We start from the raw sequence: 25222 nt of genomic DNA on the forward strand, positions 1-25222 counted from the left end.
AACGCCCATCAAGAGGCGACCCGAAGGAGACACCCGATGATCAAGAGTCAACGCTGGTTTGTTGTCGCGCTACTGTTTCTGGCCGGCGTCATCAACTATCTCGACCGCGCGGCGCTGTCGATTGCCGCACCGCTGATCCAGAAAGATCTGCACTTCTCGCATGCGCAGTTGGGCATCGTGTTCAGCAGTTTTTTCATCGGCTATGCGCTGTTCAATTTTGTTGGCGGCGTGCTGTCGGACAAGGTCGGCGCGAAACGCGTGTTCGGCACCGCGATGGGCGTGTGGTCGGTGTTCTGCGGTGCGACTGCGTTGGCCACCGGCATCGGTTCGCTGATCGTGCTGCGTGTGCTGTTCGGCATGGGCGAAGGTCCGTTCAGTTCGTCGAACAGCAAGATGGTCAATAACTGGTTCCCACGCAAGGAAGTCGCGAGCGCGATTGGCGTGATCAGTTCGGGCACGCCGCTCGGCGGCGCGCTGGCGGGACCGGTGGTCGGCTTCATGGCGGTCCAGTTCGGCTGGCGCTGGGCCTTTGTCGCGATCATGCTGCTGGGACTCTTGTGGCTCGTCTTGTGGGCGGCAACGACCACTGAACACCCGCACGAAAACTCGCGCGTCACGCCCGACGAGATCGAACTGATTCGCGCCGGTCAGGCGGACGAACATGCGATCGCCCATTCGGCCGACGGCGAGCGACTCGGCCTGCGGCACTTCCTGAAGAAGCCGATCATTCTTGCGACGGCCTTCGCATTCTTCTCATACAACTACGTGCTGTTTTTCTTCCTGTCGTGGTTCCCGACGTATCTGACCGAGGCGCATCATCTGAGTCTGCGCGACATGAGTTTCGCCACGGTGATTCCATGGCTGCTCGGCAGCATCGGACTCGCGGCAGGCGGCTTCATCTCCGACTTCATCTTGCGCCTGACCGGTAAGCCGCTGCTGTCGCGCAAGATCGTGCTGAGTAGCTGTCTGGGCGCGGCGGCGGTGTGCGTCGCGTTGGCCGGCCGTGTTGCCAGTACGCAGAGCGCCGTCGCGCTGATGTCGGTGTCGATCTTCTTCCTGTATGTGACGGGCGCGGTGTATTGGGCCGTGATTCAGGACACCGTGCCGCGCGAACACGTCGGCGGTGCGGGCGGTTTTGTGCACTTGCTGGCGAATCTGGCCGGCGTGATCGGCCCCGCGGTGACGGGCTTCATCGTCGAAGCGACGCACGGTAACTACGCGAGTGCGTTCGTACTGGCGGGGGCGATTGCCGTGCTCGGCGCGGTGTGCTCGCTGGTGTGGATTCGCGAGCCGCGAGCGAGTGCCTTAAACATGAAACGTGCATGGTAGTATGGTGCGGCACACTTTAGTGGATATGCTGGTGGGTATTCATGGTGTGTGCCGTCTCTGTCGCAATTCATTCGTTGCTATTCGCTGCGTTACCCGATGCCGACCAAGAACCTCCACGCCAACACGTCTTCTTTCTCCTCCGACACCACGCTTGCACCCCGCACAAGGCGTCGCGTGAGCGTGCAGGCCGGCGCGCGTGTCGAACTACCGGATCTGACCGCCAGCGTCTCGTTCGACTCGCATGAGCCGATCGGCAAGCAGATTTTCCGTGCGCTGCGTCAGGCAATTTTTGCCGGTCAACTGGTGCCGGGCACGCCGCTCTCGGAGAAGGAAGTGTCCGACATGTTTCAGGTGTCGCGGCAACCGGTGCGGGAGGCGTTCATCAAGTTGGTCGAAGCGGGTGTGCTTCAGGTATTGCCGCAGCGCGGCACTTTCGTGAAGCGCATTTCGCCGCGTCAGGTGCGGGAAGGGCGCTTCATTCGCGAAGCGATCGAGACGGCGGTGGTGAAGAAGGCAGCCGTGTCGATCACGGACGAGCAGTTGCAGGCGCTGGCCGACAACCTTCGCGACCAGAAGCTTGCGGCGAAATCGAACGACACCGCCGCCTTCCTCGCGCTCGACGAGGCGTTTCATTATGCGATCGCCCAGGCGATCGATTGCACGGCGGCATGGGAAACGATTCAGGACATCAAGGCGCAGATGGACCGGGTGCGCTACCTGAGCTTGCCGGAGGTATCGCCGCTCGATCTGCTGATCAAGCAGCACGCGAAGATTCTGGCTGGCCTGCGCGCGCACGATCCGGGCGCGGCTGAAGAAGCGATGCGCAGCCATCTGCGCGAGATTCTGGTGTCGCTTGGTCCGATTGCGGAGCGCAATCCGGCGTGGTTCGACGCGGACGAACCGGAGCGCGTGCCGCTGTCGACTTAGGCCGATCTGCGGGCGGGCCGCCGGCTTGCTCGCTTACGGCCACATTACTGTCATGGGCGTAGCATCCCCGCTGCGCCCGTCAGCGAACTTCATGCATGACCCGCAGAGCCCCGTCCCGCGGCCTCTCCAGCCCACAATCCTCATACAAATATTCCCCTCCAAACGCGAGGCAACTTCGCCTCGTTCGACGCTTCATCGAGCGTCGAAGCAATCGTTTGCGCCGATCTTGAGGTAACTCTTTTTGATTTTCGCGGGCGCGTTTTCGACCTATCAACTTTTCCCGCGCGTCTGCCGAAAACAACTCTATAGCAACGGGATTGACTGGAGACGGGTGTGAAGCGACAGGTGTGGTTTTTTGTAGCCGTTCTCGCGCTGGCCGGGTGCGCACAGATGCCCGCGCAGAATGCCGCGCACACGGACAAGGCGCCTAACGAAGTCATCAGCTTCGAGATTCCGCCGGATGCGCTCGGGGCGCATGACCCGCAACTCACCGCCGTGCTGACCAAGGCAGGCGCACTGGCTGCCGCGCAACCGCAATCCACGGTCGTGCTGGTCACCGCGCTGGGTCAGGATTTCGCGTACCTGAACCAGGCAGTATGGAAGGGTGTGCCTGCGCAACGCATGTCGAAGGTGAGCTTCGAGAATCGAACCGCCGGCCTGGGTCAGCCCTATAGCGTGTCGATCAGAACGGTGCAATGAAGGAGGCCATCGCGATGTTTCGAATCACCTTACTGACGGTGGCCACACTGCTCGCCACGCCTGCTTTTGCGGGCCAGCCGGGAACGGATCTGCAGTCGGCAGGCGCGTTTCCTGCCACGTTTCCCCCGGCGGCGGACAAAGTTTATCCGCCGTTGCCAACGCTTGCGATGCTGCCGCCGTCGAGTGGCGCTGATGATGATTTGCCGGTGAAGCCGACGACGCATCGAAAGAAGTCGCGTGCGCCGATCCAGACGCAGGAACGCAGGGGAGCGCCGATGCCGGCAGTCCGGCTCGTCGTGTCCGACGCTTCACATACGTACCTCGACTCCGTGCAACGGCAAATCGATCTGGCGTTGGCCAAGTAATTCGCCCGCGGCGTGGAGTTCACCACTTTTGTCGCTATCAAGCGGAAGGATGAATCGTGTCCTTGAAACTCTTCTGTGCCGCGCTAGCGTGGCTGTCGATGTGCGGCGCGGCCCACGCGGCCGACGATTGCTTCAACGAGGCCGCGGCCTACCAGGGCGTCAATCCCTGGGTATTGCGCGCGGTTGCATGGTTCGAATCGAAGGGCGACCCGGACGCGATACACCAGAACGCGAACGGTTCGATCGACGTTGGCCAGTTGCAGATCAATTCGATTCATTTCGGCGACCTCGCACGCGAAGGCGTACCGCACCGCGCATTGACCGATCCGTGTGTGAACGTCTACGTAGCCGCATGGCTGCTGAAGCAGAAAATGGTCAAATACGGCAACACTTGGCGCGCGATCGGTGCGTACCACTCGGAAACCCCGAAGCAGCGCGACGCCTACGCCCGCAGCATCCAGCAGGTGCTGGTCGGATGGGGGCAGTTGCCGTCGGCGCACCCATCGCTGCTCGCCGATCGCTAGTCACGAAAACGCAGTGTCGCGTGGTTATCATGAGGCCCCGGACGGCCTCAATTTCACGCACCGCGCAGCCTCATGCATGCTGCATCGTGCGGAGAAAGCAGGGCCAGGCTGTACTCGCTGAGGCCTTCGTTGATCAGATCACATACGCGTAAAGCGGCGGTGTTGGTGGCGCTTGCCGGTATCGGCCTCGCCGTCGGCGCGCCTTTCGTTCTCAATTCGCACGCGGCGTTCGCCGGGCTGCGTAACGTGTCTCTCTACGTATTCGCCGCGCTTGCCGCGAGTGCGGCGATCAGCGCGATGGCAAAGGCGGGCAAGCTGCATCTGATGCAGACCGCGCTCGGTTTCCGGATCAGTTTCCTGCGCACGTTTGCCATCACGCTGGCTACCGATTTCGCGTTCCTGGCGTCTCCGTTGGGCGCGGCGGGCTACGGCGTCAACATCGGCCTGCTGCAGCGCGCCGGCGCATCCTGGTCGCTGGCGACGACGGTCGTCGGCGCGGATCAGGCGCTCGATCTCGCGTTCTTCACGAGCGCCGTACCGATTTCGCTGCTGTTTGCCTTCGGGCCGTTGACGCAAGTGATTCCGCGCGCGAGCGCGCCGCTCGTGTTCGGCGTATTGGCCGGCGCCGCGTGCCTTATCGGCGTCTGCTGGATGAATTGCCGGCGTGTGGCAGCGGCATTGGACGCCGCCGGCCGGCGCGTTCACTGGCTCAACGAACGCCGCGCGAGATTAGGCCGGTTTTTCCACAGCGTTCGCCGGCAATGGCTGGAACTGGTCGCGGTACCCAAGTGGCGGCTTGCAGCGTTGTGTCTGCTCACCACGCTGCAGTGGTTGCTGCGCTATGGCGCCCTCTGGTTTATCTTGCGCGAACTCGGTTACCGCTTGCCGTTGGGTTTCGTTCTGGCCGTGCAGGCCGTCGTGCTGCATGCCGCGTTGTGGACCGGCGTGCCCGCGGGTGGTGGCACCGGCGATATCGCTCTTGCTGCCGCATTCGCGAGCTGGGTGCCCCGCGCGGGCATCGCGACGGCGCTGGTGCTGTGGCGTTTCGCGACGCTTTACAGCCCGCTGGCGCTGGGCGCGGCAGGTTTTGTTGCGCTTGCAACGAGGGGGCGCAATCCATTATCGGCTGCTGACTGAAACCTCGCGGGCCGGCTTTCAATGGCACCGTACGGCTCACGGCGCTCGCCAGCTTCGTAAGCGCTTCAGCGCGCACTGTCGGTATCCGGCACTTTGCGCATGCGTGCCGCAAAACTCGCGCGTGAGTCCTGCTCACTGCGTAAGCGAAGCATTTGAAAGGTCTGTGAAATCAGCGCGAGCGGATAGACCGCTTTCAGGAGGTCCGCGATCATGCGCCATTCCGCACGCATGCCCCTCCAGTAGCCGAGTTTCTCGGTTTTTCGGGCTTGCGTGACGTGTGGCCAGTGCGTCACTGCAATCGGCAGACGGCGCGCGATGATGCGGCGGTTCATGAACACTTCGACCCCAAAGCGCGGCAGGCCATGAACCTCCTGCAGGACTTCGCTGAGCAGCGTTTTTTTGACCACGCGCTCGCCGGAGACGAAATCGAGGCCGATGGCGCGGAATGCGAGCAGGCTGTTCTGGCGCAGGCTCATGCTCACTTGCGCGCTGCCTTGCAGGACGGGCAGGGCGAGCGCGCTGATGCTCTCGGCGGTCAGTCCCTTCAGGTCGGCATCGAGCAGCATCAGCAGTTCGCCACGCGCGGCGGCGATCCCGGCTGCCATCGCGGCGCTTTTACCGCGATTCTCGGCGCACCGGATCAGCCGCGCCGACGCGAAACGCTCGACCACGTCCGCGGTGCCATCGGTCGAACCGTCGTCCACCACGATGACTTCACCGAGCAAAGGATGCGCGCAGGCCACGGCCAGCACCGTGCCGATGCGGGGCGCTTCGTTGTACGCGCAAATGACGCAGGAGATTCGTGGAGGCGGTCTGAGCGGGGCGCGAGCGGTCATGTAAAGGGCCGTAAAGATCAACAATGGTGCATTGCAGCACGATGCTTGTTTTTCAGCTATAGTCGGGACACGGCTTACGCCCAGAGAGGTACAAAATGTACGACGCCGAAATCGCCGCCACTCTCCTGAACCGCTGGGACAAACGTTCATCAACGACCGACTTCGACACCTACCTCGAGTTGTTGCGCGAAGGTAATCTCAGTTTCACCTACCAATCCGGTCACGTGCGTGACGCCGGCATTGAGGAGGGGAGCGCATTCAATATCGAATCCCTGGTTTTCGGTGACGGCTCGCGCACCTTGCGCGTCGAGGCACCTGACCAGACACCCCGCTGGACGCGCTGGGCCGCGGTCGAACCGCTGCTGCCCGTCACCAGCGAGGCCTGACAACATCGTCAGACTATCCGCGCTCCGGCGCGATACGTTGCGCGCGGCACCGGCAGCGTGTCGAGCATCGTGACGCGCACGAAGTCAGCGCGCAAACCCGCTTCAATCGCCCCGCGGTCATGCAGGCCTGCCGTACGAGCCGGCTCGGCGGAAACCGTCGCCATGGCGCGCGGCAGGGTCCAGCCAGCCTTATTAACCAGATCGAACACGGCCGTCATCAAACTGGACGGCACGTAATCCGAGGACAGGATATCGAGCAAGCCTGCCTTCGCCAGTTCGAGGGCCGACACGTTGCCCGAATGCGAGCCGCCGCGCACGATATTCGGCGCCCCCATGATGGTCGAAATGCCGTGCTCGCGTGCCGCCTCGGCGGCGATGCGGGTCGTCGGGAATTCGGCCAGCACAATGCCTTCGGCCTTGGCCTGTTCGATGTGCTCGATCAGCGTGTCGTCATGGCTCGCCACCGGAATGCCGAGCCGGTTACAACGCGCAACGATCTCGTGGCGGTGTGCGTCGGCGTAACGTTCCTGTTCCACGGACAGTTCGGCCAGCGCGGTCGCCACGTGTTCGTCGCTCAGCTTGCCATTGCGCTCCTGGAAACGGCGCCATTGCTCGCGGTCGTGCCATTGACGTTGGCCGGGCGTGTGATCCATTACCGAGGCGAGCCGCAGCAACGGATGCCCGCACAACGAATCGAATACCTCGACTACGTCGGCCGTGGCGATTTCGCAGCGCAGATGCAGAAAGTGTTCGGCGCGCAGCAGCTTGCGCTCCGAGAAGCGCGCGAGGGATTCGGCGCACTGGGTCTGCAGATCGCGGCCGCGCAGCCCTACGTTCGAGCGCGAACCGATTGCGAGGGCGTCGAACACCGTGGTGATGCCGGCCGCCGCCACTTGCGCGTCGTGAATCACGAAGGCGGCGTCGGTATTCCACTGCACGCCCGGACGCGGCGCCAGGTGCTTCTCAAGGTTATCCGTGTGCAGTTCGATCAGACCGGGCAACAGATAGTCGCCTTCCCAATCTTCCGCTTCGCGCGCCGAGGTCGTGCCACGCTCGACGTCGCGAATCACGCCGTCTTCGATACGTACGACACCGGTAAATACTTCGTCTCGCGTCACGATGCGAGCGTTCCTGATCAACATCGACTTGCTCCGTAGTCTGTCCTGAGTCTTGCACCGCTGTGTTTCGATTCGGTGCTCGACTCAATGTTTCAGCTCAGTGGTTCAGTTTAGTGCCGTTTCGTGTCAGTTAGTGATGCAACTGCGGACGCAACGGCGGCTGGAGTTCAAGACGGCGTGTGGCCACCTTGTTGCGGGTATCTTCGTCGTGAAAGATGCCGACGATCGCCGCGCCGCGCTCGCGCGCTTCAACGATCAGATCGGCGACCACGTCGCGGTTCTCCGCGTCGAGCGAGGCCGTGGGTTCGTCGAGCAACAGCAGCGGATGCTCAGCGATCAAACCGCGGGCGATGTTCACGCGCTGCTGTTCGCCACCGGAGAAGGTGGCGGGCGCGAGCGACCACAACCGCTCGGGCACGTTCAATCTCGCCAGTAGGGCTGCCGCACGTGCACGGGCTTCGTCTTCGGCCACGCCGCGCGACAGCAGCGGTTCGGCGACGAGCGTCAGCGTTGGCACGCGCGGAATCACGCGCAGAAACTGGCTGACGTAGCCGACCACGCCGCGGCGCAGGCGCAACACGTCATGCGGCTCGGCACCGGTGATCGACACCGGCGGGCCGTTATGCGCCGCCGCATCGCGAATCGCAATCGAGCCCGCGCTTGCCAGGTAGTTGCCGTACAGACAGCGCAGCAGCGTACTTTTGCCCGCGCCCGAAGGTCCGATCAGCACGACGCACTCGCCGCGCTCGACATCGAGCGACACGCCCGCGAGCGCTTCGATCTGCACGCCGCCCTGGCCGTGCAGCGTAAAGGTCTTGCCGATGCCGACCGCGCGCAGCATCAATGCATTGTTCTCGATGAACGCGCGTTCGGTGGCGTGGAATTCCGTGCTTGTTTCAATGGATCGCATTGTGAGCCTCAAACCGGCAGAACCGAGGAAACCAGCGTTTGCGTGTACGGATGCTGCGGATCGTCGAGCACCTGGTCCGTCAGGCCGGACTCGACAACTTCGCCGCCTTGCATGACCATCAAACGATGCGCGAGCAGCCGCGCCACGCCGATATCGTGCGTCACGATCAGCACCGACAGATGCAGCGTGGACGTCAACGTGCGCAGCAAATCCAGCAGACGCGCCTGCACCGAGACGTCGAGACCGGCGGTCGGCTCGTCCATGAAGACGAGGCGCGGACCGGTGACGAGATTGCGGGCGATCTGCAAGCGCTGCTGCATGCCGCCGGAAAACGCCGCGGGAAATTCGTCGATGCGGGTGGCATCGAGTTCGACGCGTTCCATCCATTGTGTTGCGGTGTGGCGAATGTCGCCGTAGTGGCGAGCGCCGACGGCCATCAAGGGCTCGCCGATATTCGCGCCGGCGGAGACGCCGCTGCGCAGGCCGTCGCGCGGATTCTGCTGCACGAAGCCCCACTCGGTGCGCATCAACAGGCGCCGGCGCGGTTCGGACAGGGCGAGCAGATCGAGCTTTTCGCCATGCGTGGCCGTGTAGTGGAGCGAGCCGCTATCGGTTTCGGTTTTCAGGGCGAGCGCATTGAGCAGCGTGGTCTTGCCCGAGCCGGATTCGCCGACGATGCACAGCACTTCGCCCGGATACAGATCGAAGCTGACGTTCCTGCAGCCGTTGCGGCCGCCAAATTGTTTGGTGAGCGAGCGGGCGCTCAACAGCGGCGTCATGCGGTTTCTCCTTTGCGCGCTTCGTATGCCGGCAACTCGAGGTCCTGATCGCCGCGGCGTTCGTGGCAGTAGTCGCTATCCGAGCAGACGAACATGCGCTTGCCGGCGTCGTCGACGATCATTTCGTCGAGGAAGCTTTCCGTCGATCCGCACAGCGCGCACGCATGCTGCCACTTCTGAACTTCGAACGGATGATCGTCGAAGTCGAGACTGCGCACGGGGGTGTACGGCGGAATCGCGTGAATGCGCCGTTCGCGGCCGGCGCCGAACAATTGCAGCGCGGGGTTCATATGCATCTTCGGGTTGTCGAACTTCGGAATCGGCGACGGCGAACTCAGATAGCGGTTGTTGACGATCACCGGGTAGTCGTACGTGGTGGCGATACTGCCGTGATGGACGATGTCCTCGTACAGCTTCACGCTGATCAAGCCGTAATCAGCCAGTGCGTGCAGCTTCTTGCATTCCGTGGCGCGCGGTTCCAGCCTGTATAGCGGCTCGGGCATCGGCACCTGATAGACGAGAATCTGCTTGTCGGTGAGCGGCGCTTCCGGAATACGGTGACGTGTCTGGATGATCGTCGCTTCGGTCGTGCGGCGCGTGGTTGCCACGCCCGTGGTGCGCGCGAAGAAGCGGCGGATGTTGACCGCGTTGGTGGTTTCGTCGGAACCCTGATCGATGACCTTCAGCGTGTCGTTGCTGCCGATGATCGCCGCGGTCACCTGAATGCCGCCCGTGCCCCAGCCGTACGGCAGGGGCATTTCCCGCGAGCCGAACGGCACCTGATAGCCCGGCACCGCGACGGCCTTGAGCAACGCGCGGCGCAGCATGCGCTTGGTCTGTTCGTCGAGGTAGGCGAAGTTGTAGCCGTCCGCGGCGCTGTCGTACGACGCGGCGGTGTGAGATGTGGCCGGCGCGTTCATGCGGCTTGCTCCTGCTGATCGTGATCCTTGCGCAGATCCTGGCCCTCTGTGGCGTGTTGCGCCCGCAGTCGCCGCACGAGTTCGAGTTCGGACTGAAAGTCGACGTAGTGAGGCAACTTCAGATGCTGAACGAAGCCGGACGCTTCGACGTTATCGCTATGCGAGAGCATGAATTCGATGTCCTGCGTCGGCGAGGCGAGCGTTTCGCCGAGTTCCTCGGCGCGCAACGCGCGATCCACGAGCGCCATGGCCATCGCTTTGCGTTCCGAGTGTCCGAACGCGAGACCATAGCCTTGCGTGAAGGTAGGCGGCACCTCGCTGCTGCCGGCGAACTGGTTGATCATCTGGCATTCGGTGACATCGATATCGCCGATTTCAACGGCTTCGCCCAATTCGTCGAGCTCCATTTCGACGGCGATCGTGCCGAAGCGGATCTCGCCGGCAAACGGATGCGTGTGCGCGTAGCCCCGCTGGGTGGCGTAGCCCATGGCGAGCAGGAAGCCTTCGTCGCCGCGCGCGAGATTCTGCAAACGCGTGGCGCGGCTCGCGGGAAACGCGAGCGGTTCGCGCGAGAGGTCACCCGGTTCCGGCGCGTCCGGCGTGGGGCGTTCCTGTTCGATCAGGCCTTCCTTGTCGAGCAGCGTGACCACGCGTGGCATGGCTTCAACTGCGGACTGGGCGGCTTGAATGGAAGCTGGGGTCGTGGCCAAATCGTTTCCGGCATCGCCTTCGGCAAGCAGCGCAAAATCCAGCAGACGTTGCGTGTAATCGTAAGTCGCGCCGAGCATTTGCCCGCCGGGCACGTCCTTGAACGTTGCCGAAATGCGGCGCTCAACCTGCATGGCTTCCGTGTCGATCGCCTGCGTATAACCGAAACGCGGCAACGTGGTGCGATACGCACGCAGCAGAAAGATCGCTTCAACCAGATCGCCCGCGGCCTGCTTGATCGCGAGTGCGGCGAGTTCTTCGTCGTAGACCGAACCTTCGGTCATCACTCGCGCGACGGCGAGGCGCAATTGCTCGCGAATCTGCGCGACGCTGAGCTCGGCCAGCCGCGTATCGCCGCGGCGCGACTTGTCGAGCAGACGCCACGATGCTTCGATCGCGCGTTCTCCACCCTTGACGGCAACGTACATCAGTTCACCTTCGCTTGAGTTGTGCGCGGCAGGCCGATCAGCGTGCTGCCGCAGACGAGATAACAATCGATGCCGCACGGAAAGAGCGGCGCGAGGGCGGCGCGTTCGCGCCAGAAGTGCTCGGGCAGACCGATCGGCGCGATCGTCGTGGTGTGCTGAATGCCGGGACCGCTGAGCACGATCGGTGCACCGCCTGTCAACGCTTCGACGCGGATCAGCAAGGTCACCGAGTGCTCAGGCGATTCCGCTTCGCCGAGTGCAAAGCTTTCCAGTGCCGGCATTGCGCTTGCGTCGTGGATATAGGCGAAGGCAGCAAGCCCTGGTTCGTCGACGAGCGGCGCGCCGGTATGAAAGCGCAGTGCCGAGCCCAGTGCCGTATCGGGTTGTGCGAGCCATACGGGCGTGGCGTAGTCGCACAGGGTCAGCAGCGCGGCGAAAGCGGCGAGCGCGGCGCGCGTGGCCCGCACCTCCGGCAAGCCTTTTTCGACGACGCCCACCGTGCCCGGACGCGACAGTGCGTCGAGCAGCGTGCGGAATACGGCCTGGGTGTCGTGGACCGGGTCCGCGAAGCCGGGCGTCAAGGTAGACAATGCTATCTGCGAGTTTTCCATCAGTCGCCTCTGACCATCGTGAAGAATTCGACGCGCGTGGCTGCGGCGTCCTGTCTGCGTTCGGCGCGTTGCGCGGCTTGCTGTTCGGCAAACGGCGCGATCAGTTGCTGGTGCAAGGCGCTGTAATGTTCGGGCATCTGCAGCAACGCATCGGCAAGCGCGGCCAGTTCGGCGCGGCGGCGGTCGCGGCCCAGATGGCACGCCACGCCGACGGCTGCGGCTGCATCACCCGTGCCGCGCAAACGCAACGTGGCGCGCGTGACGGTGGCTTCGCCGAGATTGAACGGGTCGCCGCTGCCACCGACGCGGCCGCGCACCATCGCGAGGCCGATTTCGGGTGGCCGCAGCCAGTCGTAAGCAGGAGGTGGAGCGCCTTGCAGCGCGCGTTGCAGCGCAGCTTCGAGATCGGCGCGCGGGGTGCGGGCCAGCACGGCCATCCATGCGCGCCGCGTGGCGGAGGAAGGCGAGGCGGAAGTGGCACTCATCGAAATTCCTGTTGATCCAGCGAGTGGACATTTAAGCATCTATTCATCTAAACGTCTAGACGTTTAGGGGTATGCTTGCGGAGCGTTGTCGTGCATGGCCGCCGTTTCACATTTCCATCACGGCTTGCGCACTACAATGCATGGCATAGCGAATATTTGAACCCAAGGGAATGACAGCACCATGACATCGAACGACAACGCGACGCCGGGCACGCTGCTCGAACGCGGCGCGGGCGTTGCCGTCTGGCGGCAGATCGAACAGATTCTGGCAGCGGAAATTGCAGCGAGCGGCTTTGGCGAAGACGGCCGTTTGCCGAGCGAGGGCGAACTGGCCAAACGCTTCGACGTGAACCGGCATACCGTGCGCCGCGCCATGCTCGGTCTTGCCGCATTGGGCCTCGTCAGTGTCGAGCAGGGGCGTGGCACCTTCGTGCAGCCCGGCGCGATCGACTATTCGATTGGCCGGCGCACGCGGTTTACAGAAAACTTGCGGCAGCAGCACCATGCGGCGGCGGGCACGATGTTGTCGTCCGCACGCGTGAAGGCCGAGCCGAATGTGGCGAAGGCGCTCAGCTTGCGGGCGGGCGCCGCGGTCTACCGGATCGAGACTTTGCACGAATCGGATGGCGTGCCGCTTACGTTCGCGCGTAACTGGTACCCGGCTGGGCGTTTCCCAGACTTGCCGGAGGTGCTGGAGCGTACCGGCGGCGTGACCAAGGCCATGGCCGAATTGGGCGTAACCGATTACCTGCGCAAGTGGAGCCGTATCGGCAGCGTACTGCCTGAGCCGGAAGTGGCGCGGCGTTTGAATATCAACCGGCAGCAGCCCGTGTTGTGGGTCGAAAACGTCGACGTCGATCTGGAAGGCACACCGATTAAATACGGCTTCACGCATTTTGCGGCGGACCGTGTGCAGTTGCTGGTGGAGCACGAAGTATGAGCGCGGTGGTGGGAAACGCCGGCGATCAGGTCGAATGGAATGCCGACGCACGGTTCGCGGTGTATTACGCGCCGTCGCGCGAATCGGTATGGTGGGCCGCCGGTTCGGCGTGGCTGGAGCGTGACGCGGAAAGCGGCGAGCGCTGTGTGGCGCCGCAACCGGAAGGCCTGGCGCGTGCGCTGGCGGAGCTAACCGAAGCACCACGTCGCTATGGCTGGCACGGCACGCTGGTCGCGCCGTTTCGTCTCGCTGACGGCGTGACTCAACAGCATGTGCTGGCAGCGACGCGTCAATGGGCACATACGCAAAGCCCATTCGCGATGCCGGTCGAAGCCGCAACGCTCGGCGATTTCGTCGCACTGCGTCCCGCGGATCAGAACGGCGAAGCGAACATTGGTGCTGTTGCCGCAAGTGCATTGCGCTCGCTCGATGCACTGCGCGCCAGACCCTCCGCGGCCGATCTCGCGCGCCGTCTTGCCGCGCCGTTGAGTGAACGGCAACGTGCGCTGCTGATCGAATGGGGCTATCCGTACGTCTTCGACGAATTCCGTTTTCACATGACGCTATCCAGTTCTCTCGCCGATGCCGATGAGCGCGCAACGCTGGTTGCATGGTGGCAGGCGCAAACGCCCGGGCTCGGGCCGCTCGCGGTCGATCACGCGGCGCTCTTTGTCGAACCCGCGCCTGGTGAGCCGTTCGTCCTGTGGCAGCGTGTGCCGTTTCAGACCCGCGAGGTGAAATAACAATGGCAGGTCGTTTGATTTATGTAATGGGGCCGTCCGGCGCGGGCAAGGATTCGTTGCTGAGTTTTGCTCGCAGCCGTCTGATGGGCGAGCCGATTCTGTTTGCGCACCGCTACATCACGCGGCCGAGCGGCAACGGTGAAGAGCACGTTGCGTTGAGCGTCGAGGAATTCGCGGCGCGTTCAGTGCTCGGTCTGTTCGCGCTCGAATGGTCGAGCCATTCACTGCGGTATGGCATCGGTATCGAGATCGATGCATGGCTTGCACGCGGGTGCACGGTCGTCGTCAACGGGTCGCGCCAGCATTTGCAGCATACGCTGGCGCGTTATCCGCGCATGGAAGTCGTGCATGTGGACGCCGCGCCGCATATCCTCGAAGCACGGCTCGGCGCGCGGGCGCGTGAGTCGGCGGAACAGGTTGCGGCCAGGCTTGCGCGACGGGCACCGTTTTCATTGCCGGAAGGGCTTCGATGCACAACGATCGATAACTCCGGAGCACTGGAAGACGCGGGGCACGCGCTGATCGCTTTTTTGCAGGCGGAAGCGGATATTCCCCGCGTTTCCCATGCTCCCCACGTTCGCTAGGCTCGACTACCCGGCCGCCGCCATGCGCTTCCGGGTCGCTTCCTGCAAACACGATACCAACTGCAGCACCGCCGGCGTGGGCAGCAAATCGCGCCGCGAGATGATGCTCAAGAAACAGTATCTTGTTCGAAAAAGATGGCGTGGCTATAGTGCTCGTCTGTTTGCCGCGTCATGCGGCGTGAATTCCATGGAGCGATAGATGAGCGAAGCCGCGCGATTTACCGAAGTGTCCGACCTGGCGCCTGCAACCGAGAGCCTGCGCGAGATCCGCCATCACATCCATCACCATCCGGAATTGGCCTACGAGGAAGTGCAAACCGGCGCGCTGGTGGCGGAGAAGCTCGAACAATGGGGTTGGCAGGTTACGCGCGGAGTCGGTCAAACCGGCGTGGTGGGCACGCTGAAGGTGGGCAACGGCACGCGCAGCATCGGCATTCGCGCCGACATGGACGCGCTGCCGATCATCGAACAAACCGGTCTGCCGTATGCGAGCGGCACGCACGGCAAGATGCACGCCTGCGGTCACGACGGCCACACGACGATGCTGCTTGGCGCAGCGCAACATCTTGCCGCCACGCGCAATTTCTCGGGCACCGTGCATCTGTACTTCCAGCCGGCCGAAGAAAGCGGCATCGACAGCGGCGCGATGAAGATGATCAACGACGGCCTGTTCGAGCGCTTTCCGTGCGACGCCGTGTTCGGTTTGCACAATCATCCGGGTGCCGAACCGGGCGTGATGTTGTTCCGCAAGGGGCCGTTCATGTCGGCGGGCGACAAGGCGATCATCACGATCGAAGGCGTCGGCGGCCATGCGGCGCGTCCGCATCTGACGGTCGATCCGGTGGTGGTGGCGGCGAGCATCGTGATGGCGTTGCAGACGATCGTGGCGCGTAACGTGGACCCGTCGCAGCCGGCAGTGGTGACGGTCGGCTCGATGCATGCGGGCACCGCGAACAACGTGATTTCGAGCAGCGCGAAACTGGAATTGAGCGTGCGCTCGTTCAGCCCTGAAGTGCGCACGCTGCTGAAGAAACGCATTACCGAACTCGCCGAAAGCCAGGCCGTGAGCTATGGCGGCAAGGCGGTGGTGGAGTATATCGAAGGCTATCCAGTGGTGATCAATTCGGATGCCGAAACGGACTTCGCGGTGCAGGTGGCGCGCGAGCTGGTTGGGGACGACAAAGTGGTCGAGCAGACCGACATATTGATGGGTAGCGAAGATTTCGCTTTCATGCTGCAGAAACGGCCCGGCACGTTCCTGCGGATCGGCAATGGGGCGGGCGAAGATGGCTGCATGGTGCACAACCCTCATTACGATTTCAACGACCGCAATCTGCCGGTCGGCGCCGCGTTCTGGACGCGGCTGGTGGAGCGGTATCTGGGGCAGTGAGGGGCCCGGACTGCTAGCGAGGGGCCTTAGGCGCAATGGGCGCGCGTGCGAGAAGCGCGCGCCCTGATCGAAGCCACCGGCGCGCAATCAACCGCGCCGCGCCACCATCTCCGAGACCGTCTGCGCAGCCTGCTGCAGCGGCTCCAGAAACGCCTTCACCATCTGCTTGGCCGAATTGCGCTGAGCATTGCCGCTGATGTTCATCGCCGCGATCACACGCCCCTGGCGGTTGCGAATCGGCGCGGACAGCGAAATCAGACCGCCTTCCAGCTCCTGGTCGACGATCGCCCATCCCTGGCGGCGCACCTGCGCGATCAGCTTTTTCAGCTCTTCCTTGTCGGTCACCGTGCGCGCCGTATGCGCATAGAGCGGCGTCGAACTCAGGGTTGCTTCGAGCGCTTCGTCGTCGAGCGCGGACAGCAGCACGCGGCCCATCGACGTGCAATACGCCGGCAAGCGGCTGCCGATCGACAGGTTGATGGTCATGATCTTGTGCGTCGGCACGCGCAGCACGTAGACGATCTCGGTACGGTCGAGCACGGCCGCCGAGCAACTCTCGTGAACCTGCGACGACAGATTTTCCATCACCGGTTCGGCGAGATTCCAGAACGGCATCGAAGTCAGATACGCGAAGCCCAGATCGAGAATCTTCGGCGTGAGGCGGAACAGGCGGCCGTCGGCCTCCACGTAGCCGAGCGTCTGCAGGGTCAGCAGAATGCGGCGTGCGCCGGCGCGTGTCAGGCCGGTGGCCGCGGCGACGTCAGTGAGGGTCTGTTCGGGGCGGGTGGCATCGAACGCGCGAATCACCGAGAGGCCGCGCGCGAACGACTGCACATACGAGTCGCCCGGTTTGTCCGCGGCCGGTTCGGCGCTGGCAGGAACGGCAGAAGGCGGTGGCAGGGCTTTGCTCATGGACCTTGAAAGATGCGTTCGAAGAAGGGCGCGTAGCGTTCGCGCGTTTCAGCCGGCGCGATGCGGTGCAAAGGCGTGACGATAGCGTAAGCCTTCTGTTTCGCCAACTTTGCCCGCTTTTGCGCCCAGGTCGCCGCGGCTGAAATCTGCTTTGCGCCAAGTGGCTAAGCCATTGATTATAAATAATTCGTTGACTCGGGAGGCGGACTAAACGCTAGCCTGCCTCCTGCGCGGCAGCGTCCCGATGATGATCGGCGGCGAGAAACATATACATCGCAGGCACCACGAACAAAGTAAAAAGGGTGCCGATCGAGAGCCCCGTGAAGATCACGAGCCCCATCGCATTGCGGCCCGCGGCGCCCGCGCCCGAGGCGAACACGAGCGGCACGACGCCGAGCACCATCGCCGCGGTGGTCATCAGAATCGGGCGCAGCCGCACGGCCGCCGCTTCCTCCAGGGCCTCGCGCTTCGACTTGCCGGCGTGTTGCAGTTCGTTGGCGAACTGGACGATCAGGATGCCGTGTTTGCTGACCAGCCCCATGAGCGTGACGAGCCCGACCTGCGTGTAGATGTTCAGCGTGGTCAAGCCGATGTTGATGAAGATGAGCGCACCGAACAGCGCCATCGGCACCGAAACCAGGATCACGATCGGGTCACGGAAGCTTTCGAATTGCGCCGCGAGCGCAAGGAACACGATGATCGTGGCGAGCAGCAGCGTGATGACGAAGCCGCCCGATTCCTGCACGAACTGCCGAGACTGGCCCGAATAATCTGCCGCATAGCCTGCCGGTGCGACCTGGGTGGTCGCCTTACGCAGAAAATCGAGCACCTCGCCTTGCGACACGCCCGGCACGATCACGCCTGAGATCGTCGCCGAGTTGAGTTGCTGGAAGTGGTTGATCGATTCCGGCACGACGTTGTGTTCGAGATGCGCAATCGTCGAAGCCGGCATAACACTGCCGTCCGGCGTGCGCAGGTAGTAGTCGAGCACCTGCGAAGGATTCAGACGATCGGTCTGCAAGACCTGCGGAATCACCTTGTACGAGCGCCCGGCGATCGAGAAGTAGTTGACATAGCCGCCGCCGAGCGCCGACCCGAGCGCTTGCCCGACGTCGCTCTGCGAGAGCCCGAGGGAGGCGACCTTGTCGCGATCGACCACGAGCGTGGCCTCCGGCTTGTCGAGCTTCAGATCGCTGTCGACGAAGAAAAACATCCCACTTTCGCGGGCTTTTTGCAGGACCGCCTGTGAAACTTCGTTGAGGTTCTCGAACGGCTCGGTCGTGCTGATGACGAACTGCACCGGCAAGCCTTGCGAGCCCGGCAGCGGCGGAAACTGGAACGCCGCGACGCGCGCACCTGAAATCTGATTCCATTTCTGCTGCAATTCCTGCTGCAAGGCGGTCGCGCCCTTGCTGCGCTGGTCCCATGTCTTGAACAGCACACCGCCGATCCCCTGGTTGAGTGTCGGCGCGCCCGTGAGCTGGAACATCTGCGCGTATTCAGGCAGCGCCTTGGAGATATCGAACACCTGGTCCGCGTACATCTGCATCTGCTGGATGGTCGCGTTCGGCGGCCCCTGGATCTGCGACAGGACGATCCCCTGATCCTCCTGCGGCGCGAGCTCCGCCTTCGACGTCATGAACAGGTAGACCGTGCCGCAGAGCAGCAGTGCGCCCATGATGGTGAACACGGGCCACGTATCGAGCGTCGAGTGCAACAGGCGGCCATAGCCACGATGGACGCGTTCGAACTGGCGGTCGACGAAACGCGCGAAGCGCCCGGATTCCTGATCCGCACGGAAGAAGCGCGAGCACATCATCGGCGACAACGTCAGCGCGATCACCCCGGAGACCGTCACCGCGCCGGCGAGCGAGAAGGCGAATTCGGTGAAGAGGGCGCCCGTCAGGCCGCCCTGAAAACCGATCGGCACATACACGGCGATCAGCACGACAGTCATCGCGAGAATTGGTCCGCCGAGTTCGCGCGCGGCGATCAGCGCGGCATCGAATGGCGCCTTGCCTTCCTCCTTCATATGGCGATCGACGTTTTCGACGACGATGATCGCGTCGTCCACGACGAGCCCGATCGCGAGCACGAGCGCGAGCAGTGTCAGCAGATTGATCGAATAGCCGAGCAACTGCATCACGAAGAACGTGCCGATGAGCGACAGAGGCATCGCGATCAGCGGCACGATGACCGCGCGGAAGCTGCCGAGGAACAGGAAAATCACCGCGGTGACGATCAGCAGCGCCTCGACCAGCGTCTTGATCACCTCGACGATGGCCGTGTTGACGAAGTCGGTCGCGTCATAAACGATCTCGCCGGTCATGCCGGTCGGAAACTGCTTCTGCAGCCCGGGAAATACGGCCTTCACGCGTTTGGCGACATCGAGGATATTGGCGTCCGGCGCCACCTTGATGCCGATGAACACCGAACGCTTGCCGCTGAACGCGACGTTGAAGTCGTAGCTGTCGGCGCCGAGCACGACGTTCGCGACGTCTTCGAGGCGCACGATCGCGCCGTTTTTCTGCTTGATGACCAGTTGCTTGAAGTCGTCGACGGTATGCAGGTCCGTACCCGCGTTCAGGTCGACGCTGACCATTTGTCCCTTCGTCGTGCCGAGTGTCGCCAGGTAGTTGTTGTTGCCGAGCGCCGTGAAGACGTCGCTCGCCGTCACGCCGTGCGCGGCGAGCCGCGTCGAATCGAGCCACGCGCGTAACGCGAACTGCCGCCCGCCGAGAATTTCAGCCGTCTGCACGCCTTCGATCGAATCGAGCTTGGGCTTGATGACGCGCAGCAGATAATCCGTGACGTTATTGCTCGGCAGCACGTCGCTGTAGAAGCCCATGTACATCGCGTCGGTGGTCTGCCCGGTCTGTACCGTCAGCACCGGCTGCTGCGCCTGCGGCGGCAACTGGTTGCGCACCGAGCCGATCTGCGTGTTGATCTCGGTCAGCGCGCGGTTCGCGTCATAGTTCAGGCGCAGTGTGGCGGTAATGGTCGACACGCCGGTGCTGCTCGTCGACGACATGTAGTCGATGCCTTGCGCCTGAGCGATTGCCGCCTCGAGCGGCTGCGTGATGAAACCGGCGATGGTGTCGGCGTTCGCCCCGTAGTAAGCCGTGCTGATCGTCACAACGGCGTTTTCGGTTTGCGGATACTGGCTGACTTTCAGGGTCGCCAGCGAGCGCAGTCCGAGCACGAGAATCAGCAGGCTGACGACCGATGCAAGCACGGGCCGCCGGATAAAGAGATCGGTGAATGTCATCGCGCGGTCTCTCTATTGTTCCTGCGGCGTCGGGTTCGGACTGTCCGAGGGCTGCACGCTGTTGTTGATGACGAGCGGCGTGCCGTTCTTGAGCTTGAGTTGCCCACTCGTCACGACCTGCGTGCCGGCGGCGACACCTTTGAGGATCGCGACCTGATCGCCGCGCGTCGGCCCTGGCGTGACAAACACCTGCTGCGCGACGGGTAGCTTCTTGCCTTGCGCATTGGCTTGTGTGCCCGGCTTGACGACGAACACGGTCGCGCCATAGGGGTTGTAGGTGATCGCGGTTTGCGGCAGCGTCAGGTAGCGCTGTCCGGCGCCCGCGTCGATTTTCACGTTCGCATACATGCCCGGCAGCAGCTTGCGCTCGTGATTGTCCACGCTCGCTTCGATCTGCACGTTGCGCGTGGTGCTGTCGACTTTCGGGCTGAGCGACTGGATCTTGCCCACGAATGTTTGACCGCTAAACGCGTTGGTGTCGACCACGATGGTCTGGCCGATCGCGAGCTGGCCGAGCTGCTGTTGCGGCAGGTAGAAATCGGCGTAGATCGGATCGATCGCCTGCAGCGTGACGATCGCATCGCCCGGATTGATGTATTGGCCCGGATTGATCGTGGTGATGCCGAGGCGCCCCGCAAACGGTGCGCGGATGGTCTTCTTGTCGACGAGCGCGGCCTGTTGCGCGACTTGCGCTTTCTTGCCCTTCAGGTCGGCGGCGTCCGCGTCGAGCTGCGCCTTGGCGATGGCCTTGATGTCGTACTGCGCCTTGTCGCGCGTGTAGACCGTCTGTGCAAGTTCTGCTGCAGCCTGGAGCGACTGGAGCAGCGCCACGTCGCTGTCGGCATTGAGTCTGACAAGCACTTGTCCGGCCTTCGCTTCCTGCCCCGAGCTGAACGCCACCTCGCGCACGAGGCCCGCGACTTCGGTCGTAACGTCGACGCCGCGCACGGCGCGCAGGCTGCCGACCGCCGCCAGCTGCGGTTGCCACGACTGATAACCGGCGACGACCGCCGAAACGGTGGCGGGCGGCGCCGCGTTGCCCGCCATGAACTTGGCGAACATATACGAGCGGAACTGGTTGAAGCCGACGAGTGCGGCCAGCAGCAGGCCGACACAGATCAGCATGATCACCATCCGCTTCGTCATCGGTTTTCTTTCGGTCATCGTGATGTCCTTGCACGGCATTGGGCAAAGCGCCGGACCTTGCATGCCTTCGTGTCTAACAGCGCGTGTTGCAAAGAGCGGTACGGCGAGCGTTCTGTCTGGCTATGTCAATGCGTCAGTTATTGCGACGGTCATTGCGTCGTCGCAGCGGCGGTCGGCGCGGCAGCGTTCCACCAGCCGCCACCGAGCGCCTGGAAGAGGGCCGCGGTGTCGGCGTAGCGGGAGGCCTGGGCCTGCGCGAGGCTCACCACCGTTTGCTGATACTGGCGTTGGGCATCGAGGAGCGCCAGGTAGCTCACGCCGCCGACGCGATACTGACCGCGGGTGAGTTCCAGCGAATCGCTGGCGGAGCGCCAGGCGTCCGTCTGCGCTTTCAGGCCGGTCGCGTCGTGATCGAGCGCGCGCAGCGAGTCCGCGACGTTCTGGAACGCCAGCAGCACCGTTTCACGATATTGCGCATCGGCCTGTTCGTATGCCGCCTCGGCCGCGCGCTTCTGCGCGCTCAGTTGTCCGCCGTGGAAGACCGGTTGCAGCAGACCGGCGCCCAGGCTCCAGATCGTGCTGCCGGCCTTGAACACCTGGGCCGGCGTCAGGGCCTCGGCGCCGTAGCTTGCGGACAGCGTGATCTGCGGATACATCGCCGCGGTCGCCACGCCGATTTGCGCGCTGGCCTGATGCAGTACGGCGTCGGCAGCGAGGATGTCGGGCCGCTGCTGCACCAGTGCAGACGGCAGGCTTACAGGCAGCGCTTCGGGCAACGAAAACATCTCGAGCCTGAATTCGGGCAAGGTGGCGTCGCTGGGCAATTTGCCGGCCAGCACGGCGAGCTGGTGACGCGTCTGGTCGAGCTGTTGTTGCAGCGGCGGCAGCGTGGCGCGGGTCTGCGCAAGGAGGGTTTGCTGCGCGAGCACCGCCGTGCGGCCCACGCCGCCCAGTTCGAACTGCTTGCCGAGTACGCCGAGCTGCTCGTCTTCCTCCGCGGCGATCCGCTCGGTTGCCTCGATCTGCGCGCGCAGCGACGCTTCCTTGACGGCCGCGGTCACGATGTTGGCGGACATCGCAAGATAGGCGGCTTGCAACTGGAAACGCTGGTAATCGATTTGTGCGTGCAGCGCTTCGAGCTCACGCCGCGAGCCGCCGAACACGTCGAGTTTGTACGACACGTTCACCGATGCGTTGTACAGATTGAACTCATCGACCACGCCGGGTTGGCCGAATGCGATGCCGTTCAGTTTCTCGCGCGTGGCGCCAAGCTGCGCGTCGACGCTAGGCAGAAGGGTGCCGCCGGCCTGCGCTGAGAAGTTTTCGCGTGCCTGCCGCAATGCGGCTTGCGCCGCGGTGATGTTTGGACTGTTGACGAGGGCCTGACGAATCAGCGCGTCGAGCGGCTCGCAATGAAAGAGAGCCCACCAGGCGGCGGGAATGTCCTGTCCCGGCACAAAGCGCTGCGGCAAGCCGGCGGCTCCTGGAGAAGAGGCCGTCTGGTCGGGCAGTGGTGAGGCGGTGTAGGTGTCGGTAGCGGGTGCGGGGGGAGTACGGTAGTCGGGACCGACCATGCAGCCGGCGACTGCGGCGCAGCCGCATAGGGCGACGCACAGGCGCCGCTGCCGGACAATATGCTGGATAACGTCGATCATCGATCCACCTTATATCGCCTGCGTTTAACCTAAACGACAGAGCGGGCGCGGATATTCAGGCAACTTGAACTTTCGATGTTTCTTTTCCCGACGCCGCAATTTATACCACGCGGGACATTTCTGCGCGTAGCCTAGCATGGCCGATCGCTGCGCTCGCGCACGAGATCACGTAGTCAGAGCGCTTGACGGGCTTTCGGGCTTGGGGATTAACGTCGCCGGGACATCCAGATGAAAGAGATCGCCGCATTTCCCTCCTTTAGCCGCCGCGACAGCGAAGCGGTTCCGTGGCAGCGATCGGCCGTCGCGCCTGGTGTTGAAGTCAAAAACCTCGGAACCGCAGACGGCCGTGCCATTCAGTTAGTGAAGTTCGCTCCGGGCGTGACCTTTCCGGACCATTTCCATACTGGGCCCGAATTCATTTACATGCTCGAGGGTGAGGCCGTTCAGAACGGCGAGGTCCTGTCGGCAGGATGGGTCGGCATTGCCAGCGCGGGAACCATCGATCACGGCTTCAGGAGCGAAACGGGGTGCGTGTTTCTGTTTATCTATGACCATGGGCAGGTATTTGATTCTGTGCAGCCGCCAGTGAAGGAATAGGAACACCACCGCCGACTGATGTCCGATCGGCCGTTACGACGTGCGCGCCATAGGCGTCGCGCGACCGTGCCCAGAAAACTCAGGGTTTGCATCGATGCCGCCCGAGCCTCAAATTTGTATGATGACCCGACAACCTGATTCTTCGGGGCCCCCATGTTCGACAAGATTCCTGCCCGCGCGCTGAGCGATACCGTCGCGCAGCAGTTGCTCAAGCAGATCGACAAAGGCACCTTCGCGCGCGTCGGCAAGCTGCCGACCGAGGCGGTGCTGGCGCAGCAGTTCGGCGTAAGCCGCACGGTGATCCGCGAGGCGATTTCGCGGTTGAAAAACGAGGGCGTGGTCGAGCCGCGCCAGGGCAGCGGCGTGTTTATCGCCGCGCACGGCGCGATCCGGCCGCTGCGCATCGACTATGCGGAAGCGGTCGAAACCGGCTCGGTGCTGCAGATCCTCGCGCTGCGGCGGGCGATCGAGGCGGAAGTCGCCTCGGAAGCCGCCATGCGCCGCAGCGACGCGGACATGATGTCGATCGACGCCGCCCTCGCGAAGATCGACGAAGCGGTGGCCGAAGGCGAGAACGGCGTCGCCGAAGATGTTGCTTTCCATCGCGTAATCGCCGCGGCCACCGGCAATCCGTATTTCCTCAAGACACTCACCTTCCTGAATCAGTACCTCGAGGCCGGCACCCTGGTCACCCGTCGCAACGAAGCGCTGCGCGATGACTTCTCACGCCAGGTGCGCGAAGAGCATGCGGCCATCGTCGCGGCGATCCGGGCCGGCGATTCGATGGCGGCGCGCAATGCGGCGAGTACGCATATGAACAATGCGGCCCGGCGGCTCGCCGACGCGGGCATTTGTTGAGCTGAACCAAGCCGGCGCGGGTGCCGGGTTGGGTTTTATCGCTGCGCTCGCGGCTAACCAAAGTAGAGGTCAGGCATGTCCAGAAATGTCGGCGTTATCGGTCTCGGGGCGATGGGCATGGGCGTCGCGCGCTCACTGCTGAGCGCGGGTTTTCAGGTCCACGCATGCGATCTGCGCAGCGAGATCCTGCAAGCGTTCGTGGCGGCGGGCGGCGTCGGCTGTGCGTCGCCTGCCGAGCTCGGCGCGCAATGCGAGGTAGTCGTCACGCTGGTCGTGAATGCGGCCCAAACCGAAGCGGTGCTATTCGGCGCGCAAGGCGCGGTCGCCGCGATGAAACCCGGCAGCGTGGTGATTGCAAGCGCAACCGTCGCTCCGGACTTCGCGATCGAACTCGGCAAGCGCATCGAAGCGGCCGGTTTGCAAATGCTCGACGCGCCGGTCTCCGGTGGCGCGGCGCGCGCCGCGTCCGGCGAAATGACGATGATGACGTCCGGCCCGGACACCGCTTATACCGCGTGCGAGGACGTGCTGGCCGCGATGGCGGGCAAGGTTTATCGGCTGGGCTCGGCGCACGGCGCGGGGTCGAAGGTGAAGATCATCAATCAGTTGCTGGCCGGCGTGCATATCGCCGTGGCCGCCGAGGCGATGGCGCTCGGCTTGCGCGAAGGCGTCGATCCTGATGCGCTGTACGAGGTGATCACGCACAGCGCTGGCAATTCGTGGATGTTCGAGAACCGCGTGCCGCATATTCTGAGCGGCGATTACACGCCGCTCTCGGCGGTCGATATCTTCGTGAAGGATCTTGGTCTCGTGCTCGATACCGCGCGCCGCTCGAAATTCCCGCTGCCCCTATCGGCGGCGGCGCATCAGATGTTTATGATGGCGTCGACTGCAGGGCATGGTGGCGAGGACGATTCGGCTGTGATCAAGATCTTCCCCGGCATTGACTTGCCGGCGGCGAAGTAAG

The 25222-nt window shown here is 63.4% G+C and carries 26 protein-coding genes and 1 pseudogene; 14 read left to right on the forward strand and 13 right to left on the reverse strand.

Translation table 11 applies throughout. The annotated features are described in order from the left end of the window. The first annotated feature begins 36 nt into the window (after positions 1–36). The 6 genes from M0D66_RS34210 (at position 37) to M0D66_RS34235 (ending at position 4981) form a co-directional block, all read left to right on the forward strand. The gene (locus M0D66_RS34210) at positions 37–1329 is read left to right on the forward strand and encodes an MFS transporter (RefSeq protein WP_211700416.1); all 1293 of its coding nucleotides are present in this window, start codon (positions 37–39) and stop codon (positions 1327–1329) included. 96 nt (positions 1330–1425) lie between these two features. Further along, the gene (locus M0D66_RS34215) at positions 1426–2256 is read left to right on the forward strand and encodes a GntR family transcriptional regulator (RefSeq protein WP_200621556.1); all 831 of its coding nucleotides are present in this window, start codon (positions 1426–1428) and stop codon (positions 2254–2256) included. A gap of 390 nt (positions 2257–2646) precedes the next feature. After that, positions 2647–2955 carry a hypothetical protein gene (locus M0D66_RS34220; RefSeq protein WP_244179369.1) on the forward strand — a complete coding sequence of 103 codons (309 nt, stop codon included), beginning with the start codon at positions 2647–2649 and terminating at the stop codon, positions 2953–2955. A 14-nt stretch (positions 2956–2969) separates the two neighbouring features. Further along, positions 2970–3320, forward strand: a complete 351-nt coding sequence (locus M0D66_RS34225) for a hypothetical protein (RefSeq protein WP_234487041.1) — start codon at positions 2970–2972, stop codon at positions 3318–3320. A gap of 98 nt (positions 3321–3418) precedes the next feature. Beyond that, positions 3419–3844: a lytic transglycosylase domain-containing protein gene (locus M0D66_RS34230; RefSeq protein ID WP_211708327.1), complete on the forward strand. Its 426-nt coding sequence runs from the start codon at positions 3419–3421 to the stop codon at positions 3842–3844. A gap of 129 nt (positions 3845–3973) precedes the next feature. After that, positions 3974–4981 carry a lysylphosphatidylglycerol synthase transmembrane domain-containing protein gene (locus tag M0D66_RS34235; RefSeq protein WP_211708319.1) on the forward strand — a complete coding sequence of 336 codons (1008 nt, stop codon included), beginning with the start codon at positions 3974–3976 and terminating at the stop codon, positions 4979–4981. 65 nt (positions 4982–5046) lie between these two features. On the opposite strand, the gene M0D66_RS34240 is transcribed toward M0D66_RS34235, so the two are convergent. After that, on the reverse strand, positions 5047–5817 hold the full coding sequence (locus M0D66_RS34240) for a glycosyltransferase (RefSeq protein WP_200652615.1): 771 nt from the start codon (positions 5815–5817) through the stop codon (positions 5047–5049). A 95-nt stretch (positions 5818–5912) separates the two neighbouring features. Between M0D66_RS34240 and M0D66_RS34245 the strand changes: the two genes are divergently transcribed. After that, positions 5913–6203, forward strand: a complete 291-nt coding sequence (locus tag M0D66_RS34245; RefSeq protein ID WP_093634783.1) for a hypothetical protein — start codon at positions 5913–5915, stop codon at positions 6201–6203. 8 nt (positions 6204–6211) lie between these two features. Here the strand turns inward: M0D66_RS34245 and M0D66_RS34250 are convergent, their stop codons facing one another. The 7 genes from M0D66_RS34250 to phnG form a co-directional block, all read right to left on the reverse strand. Beyond that, positions 6212–7345 carry an alpha-D-ribose 1-methylphosphonate 5-triphosphate diphosphatase gene (locus tag M0D66_RS34250; protein ID WP_200621552.1) on the reverse strand — a complete coding sequence of 378 codons (1134 nt, stop codon included), beginning with the start codon at positions 7343–7345 and terminating at the stop codon, positions 6212–6214. Positions 7346–7451: 106 nt separating this feature from the next. Beyond that, positions 7452–8231, reverse strand: a complete 780-nt coding sequence (phnL, locus tag M0D66_RS34255; RefSeq protein ID WP_211708320.1) for a phosphonate C-P lyase system protein PhnL — start codon at positions 8229–8231, stop codon at positions 7452–7454. Between the two features lie 8 nt (positions 8232–8239). Continuing rightward, on the reverse strand, positions 8240–9010 hold the full coding sequence (gene phnK, locus M0D66_RS34260) for a phosphonate C-P lyase system protein PhnK (protein WP_054041997.1): 771 nt from the start codon (positions 9008–9010) through the stop codon (positions 8240–8242). Next, positions 9007–9930, reverse strand: a complete 924-nt coding sequence (locus tag M0D66_RS34265; RefSeq protein WP_211708321.1) for an alpha-D-ribose 1-methylphosphonate 5-phosphate C-P-lyase PhnJ — start codon at positions 9928–9930, stop codon at positions 9007–9009. Before M0D66_RS34265 ends, phnK begins: the two co-directional genes overlap by 4 nt. Continuing rightward, positions 9927–11066, reverse strand: coding sequence for a carbon-phosphorus lyase complex subunit PhnI (locus M0D66_RS34270; protein ID WP_211708322.1), 1140 nt, complete (start codon positions 11064–11066; stop codon positions 9927–9929). Before M0D66_RS34270 ends, M0D66_RS34265 begins: the two co-directional genes overlap by 4 nt. Next, on the reverse strand, positions 11066–11677 hold the full coding sequence (gene phnH / locus M0D66_RS34275) for a phosphonate C-P lyase system protein PhnH (protein ID WP_200621547.1): 612 nt from the start codon (positions 11675–11677) through the stop codon (positions 11066–11068). Before phnH ends, M0D66_RS34270 begins: the two co-directional genes overlap by 1 nt. Next, positions 11677–12162 (reverse strand): phosphonate C-P lyase system protein PhnG, encoded by a 486-nt coding sequence (phnG, locus tag M0D66_RS34280; RefSeq protein ID WP_211708323.1) that lies wholly within the window; start codon positions 12160–12162, stop codon positions 11677–11679. Before phnG ends, phnH begins: the two co-directional genes overlap by 1 nt. Before the next feature lie 181 nt (positions 12163–12343). Here phnG and phnF point away from each other — a divergent pair, with 181 nt between their 5' ends. Genes phnF through phnN form a run of 3 tightly spaced genes read left to right on the forward strand, consistent with a single transcriptional unit; the run spans position 12344 to position 14429 of the window. Then, complete coding sequence (gene phnF, locus M0D66_RS34285; RefSeq protein ID WP_093634776.1) at positions 12344–13102, forward strand: phosphonate metabolism transcriptional regulator PhnF; 759 nt, start codon at positions 12344–12346, stop codon at positions 13100–13102. Continuing rightward, complete coding sequence (locus tag M0D66_RS34290; protein WP_211708324.1) at positions 13099–13845, forward strand: DUF1045 domain-containing protein; 747 nt, start codon at positions 13099–13101, stop codon at positions 13843–13845. The genes phnF and M0D66_RS34290 overlap by 4 nt, the downstream gene beginning before the upstream one ends. Before the next feature lie 2 nt (positions 13846–13847). Further along, positions 13848–14429 (forward strand): phosphonate metabolism protein/1,5-bisphosphokinase (PRPP-forming) PhnN, encoded by a 582-nt coding sequence (gene phnN / locus M0D66_RS34295; RefSeq protein WP_211700421.1) that lies wholly within the window; start codon positions 13848–13850, stop codon positions 14427–14429. Positions 14430–14435: 6 nt separating this feature from the next. On the opposite strand, the pseudogene M0D66_RS34300 reads toward phnN, so the two are convergent. Continuing rightward, positions 14436–14540: pseudogene (locus tag M0D66_RS34300) on the reverse strand (LysR family transcriptional regulator); the annotation flags it as partial. Positions 14541–14628: 88 nt separating this feature from the next. Here M0D66_RS34300 and M0D66_RS34305 point away from each other — a divergent pair. After that, the gene (locus M0D66_RS34305) at positions 14629–15819 is read left to right on the forward strand and encodes a M20 aminoacylase family protein (protein ID WP_211708325.1); all 1191 of its coding nucleotides are present in this window, start codon (positions 14629–14631) and stop codon (positions 15817–15819) included. 87 nt (positions 15820–15906) lie between these two features. On the opposite strand, the gene M0D66_RS34310 is transcribed toward M0D66_RS34305, so the two are convergent. The 4 genes from M0D66_RS34310 to M0D66_RS34325 form a co-directional block, all read right to left on the reverse strand. Continuing rightward, positions 15907–16731, reverse strand: a complete 825-nt coding sequence (locus M0D66_RS34310; protein WP_211708326.1) for an IclR family transcriptional regulator — start codon at positions 16729–16731, stop codon at positions 15907–15909. A 214-nt stretch (positions 16732–16945) separates the two neighbouring features. Further along, the gene (locus tag M0D66_RS34315; protein ID WP_093634771.1) at positions 16946–19999 is read right to left on the reverse strand and encodes an efflux RND transporter permease subunit; all 3054 of its coding nucleotides are present in this window, start codon (positions 19997–19999) and stop codon (positions 16946–16948) included. Between the two features lie 12 nt (positions 20000–20011). After that, positions 20012–21163, reverse strand: coding sequence for an efflux RND transporter periplasmic adaptor subunit (locus tag M0D66_RS34320; RefSeq protein ID WP_200652624.1), 1152 nt, complete (start codon positions 21161–21163; stop codon positions 20012–20014). Between the two features lie 131 nt (positions 21164–21294). Then, complete coding sequence (locus M0D66_RS34325; RefSeq protein WP_093634770.1) at positions 21295–22800, reverse strand: efflux transporter outer membrane subunit; 1506 nt, start codon at positions 22798–22800, stop codon at positions 21295–21297. 228 nt (positions 22801–23028) lie between these two features. Between M0D66_RS34325 and M0D66_RS34330 the strand changes: the two genes are divergently transcribed. The 3 genes from M0D66_RS34330 (at position 23029) to ltnD (ending at position 25221) form a co-directional block, all read left to right on the forward strand. Next, a complete protein-coding gene (locus M0D66_RS34330; RefSeq protein WP_093634769.1) occupies positions 23029–23397 on the forward strand; it encodes a cupin domain-containing protein in 369 nt (122 codons plus the stop codon). 153 nt (positions 23398–23550) lie between these two features. After that, positions 23551–24255 carry a FadR/GntR family transcriptional regulator gene (locus M0D66_RS34335; protein WP_211700426.1) on the forward strand — a complete coding sequence of 235 codons (705 nt, stop codon included), beginning with the start codon at positions 23551–23553 and terminating at the stop codon, positions 24253–24255. A 75-nt stretch (positions 24256–24330) separates the two neighbouring features. After that, positions 24331–25221, forward strand: a complete 891-nt coding sequence (gene ltnD, locus M0D66_RS34340) for an L-threonate dehydrogenase (RefSeq protein WP_200623111.1) — start codon at positions 24331–24333, stop codon at positions 25219–25221. The last annotated feature ends 1 nt before the right edge of the window (position 25222 follow it).

It is taken from the genome of Paraburkholderia sp. SECH2 (assembly GCF_030464795.1).
Lineage (GTDB): Bacteria > Pseudomonadota > Gammaproteobacteria > Burkholderiales > Burkholderiaceae > Paraburkholderia > Paraburkholderia aspalathi.

Excerpts from the sequence above, each read along its gene's own strand:
- M0D66_RS34210 (WP_211700416.1), top strand. The coding sequence starts at position 37 with ATGATCAAGAGTCAACGCTGGTTTGTTGTCGCGCTACTGTTTCTGGCC.
- M0D66_RS34215 (WP_200621556.1), top strand. The coding sequence starts at position 1,426 with ATGCCGACCAAGAACCTCCACGCCAACACGTCTTCTTTCTCCTCCGAC.
- M0D66_RS34220 (WP_244179369.1), top strand. The coding sequence starts at position 2,647 with ATGCCCGCGCAGAATGCCGCGCACACGGACAAGGCGCCTAACGAAGTC.
- M0D66_RS34225 (WP_234487041.1), top strand. The coding sequence starts at position 2,970 with ATGTTTCGAATCACCTTACTGACGGTGGCCACACTGCTCGCCACGCCT.
- M0D66_RS34230 (WP_211708327.1), top strand. The coding sequence starts at position 3,419 with ATGTGCGGCGCGGCCCACGCGGCCGACGATTGCTTCAACGAGGCCGCG.
- M0D66_RS34240 (WP_200652615.1), bottom strand. The coding sequence starts at position 5,817 with ATGACCGCTCGCGCCCCGCTCAGACCGCCTCCACGAATCTCCTGCGTC.
- M0D66_RS34245 (WP_093634783.1), top strand. The coding sequence starts at position 5,913 with ATGTACGACGCCGAAATCGCCGCCACTCTCCTGAACCGCTGGGACAAA.
- M0D66_RS34250 (WP_200621552.1), bottom strand. The coding sequence starts at position 7,345 with ATGTTGATCAGGAACGCTCGCATCGTGACGCGAGACGAAGTATTTACC.
- phnL (WP_211708320.1), bottom strand. The coding sequence starts at position 8,231 with ATGCGATCCATTGAAACAAGCACGGAATTCCACGCCACCGAACGCGCG.
- phnK (WP_054041997.1), bottom strand. The coding sequence starts at position 9,010 with ATGACGCCGCTGTTGAGCGCCCGCTCGCTCACCAAACAATTTGGCGGC.
- M0D66_RS34265 (WP_211708321.1), bottom strand. The coding sequence starts at position 9,930 with ATGAACGCGCCGGCCACATCTCACACCGCCGCGTCGTACGACAGCGCC.
- M0D66_RS34270 (WP_211708322.1), bottom strand. The coding sequence starts at position 11,066 with ATGTACGTTGCCGTCAAGGGTGGAGAACGCGCGATCGAAGCATCGTGG.
- phnH (WP_200621547.1), bottom strand. The coding sequence starts at position 11,677 with ATGGAAAACTCGCAGATAGCATTGTCTACCTTGACGCCCGGCTTCGCG.
- phnG (WP_211708323.1), bottom strand. The coding sequence starts at position 12,162 with ATGAGTGCCACTTCCGCCTCGCCTTCCTCCGCCACGCGGCGCGCATGG.
- phnF (WP_093634776.1), top strand. The coding sequence starts at position 12,344 with ATGACATCGAACGACAACGCGACGCCGGGCACGCTGCTCGAACGCGGC.
- M0D66_RS34290 (WP_211708324.1), top strand. The coding sequence starts at position 13,099 with ATGAGCGCGGTGGTGGGAAACGCCGGCGATCAGGTCGAATGGAATGCC.
- phnN (WP_211700421.1), top strand. The coding sequence starts at position 13,848 with ATGGCAGGTCGTTTGATTTATGTAATGGGGCCGTCCGGCGCGGGCAAG.
- M0D66_RS34305 (WP_211708325.1), top strand. The coding sequence starts at position 14,629 with ATGAGCGAAGCCGCGCGATTTACCGAAGTGTCCGACCTGGCGCCTGCA.
- M0D66_RS34310 (WP_211708326.1), bottom strand. The coding sequence starts at position 16,731 with ATGAGCAAAGCCCTGCCACCGCCTTCTGCCGTTCCTGCCAGCGCCGAA.
- M0D66_RS34315 (WP_093634771.1), bottom strand. The coding sequence starts at position 19,999 with ATGACATTCACCGATCTCTTTATCCGGCGGCCCGTGCTTGCATCGGTC.
- M0D66_RS34320 (WP_200652624.1), bottom strand. The coding sequence starts at position 21,163 with ATGACCGAAAGAAAACCGATGACGAAGCGGATGGTGATCATGCTGATC.
- M0D66_RS34325 (WP_093634770.1), bottom strand. The coding sequence starts at position 22,800 with ATGATCGACGTTATCCAGCATATTGTCCGGCAGCGGCGCCTGTGCGTC.
- M0D66_RS34330 (WP_093634769.1), top strand. The coding sequence starts at position 23,029 with ATGAAAGAGATCGCCGCATTTCCCTCCTTTAGCCGCCGCGACAGCGAA.
- M0D66_RS34335 (WP_211700426.1), top strand. The coding sequence starts at position 23,551 with ATGTTCGACAAGATTCCTGCCCGCGCGCTGAGCGATACCGTCGCGCAG.
- ltnD (WP_200623111.1), top strand. The coding sequence starts at position 24,331 with ATGTCCAGAAATGTCGGCGTTATCGGTCTCGGGGCGATGGGCATGGGC.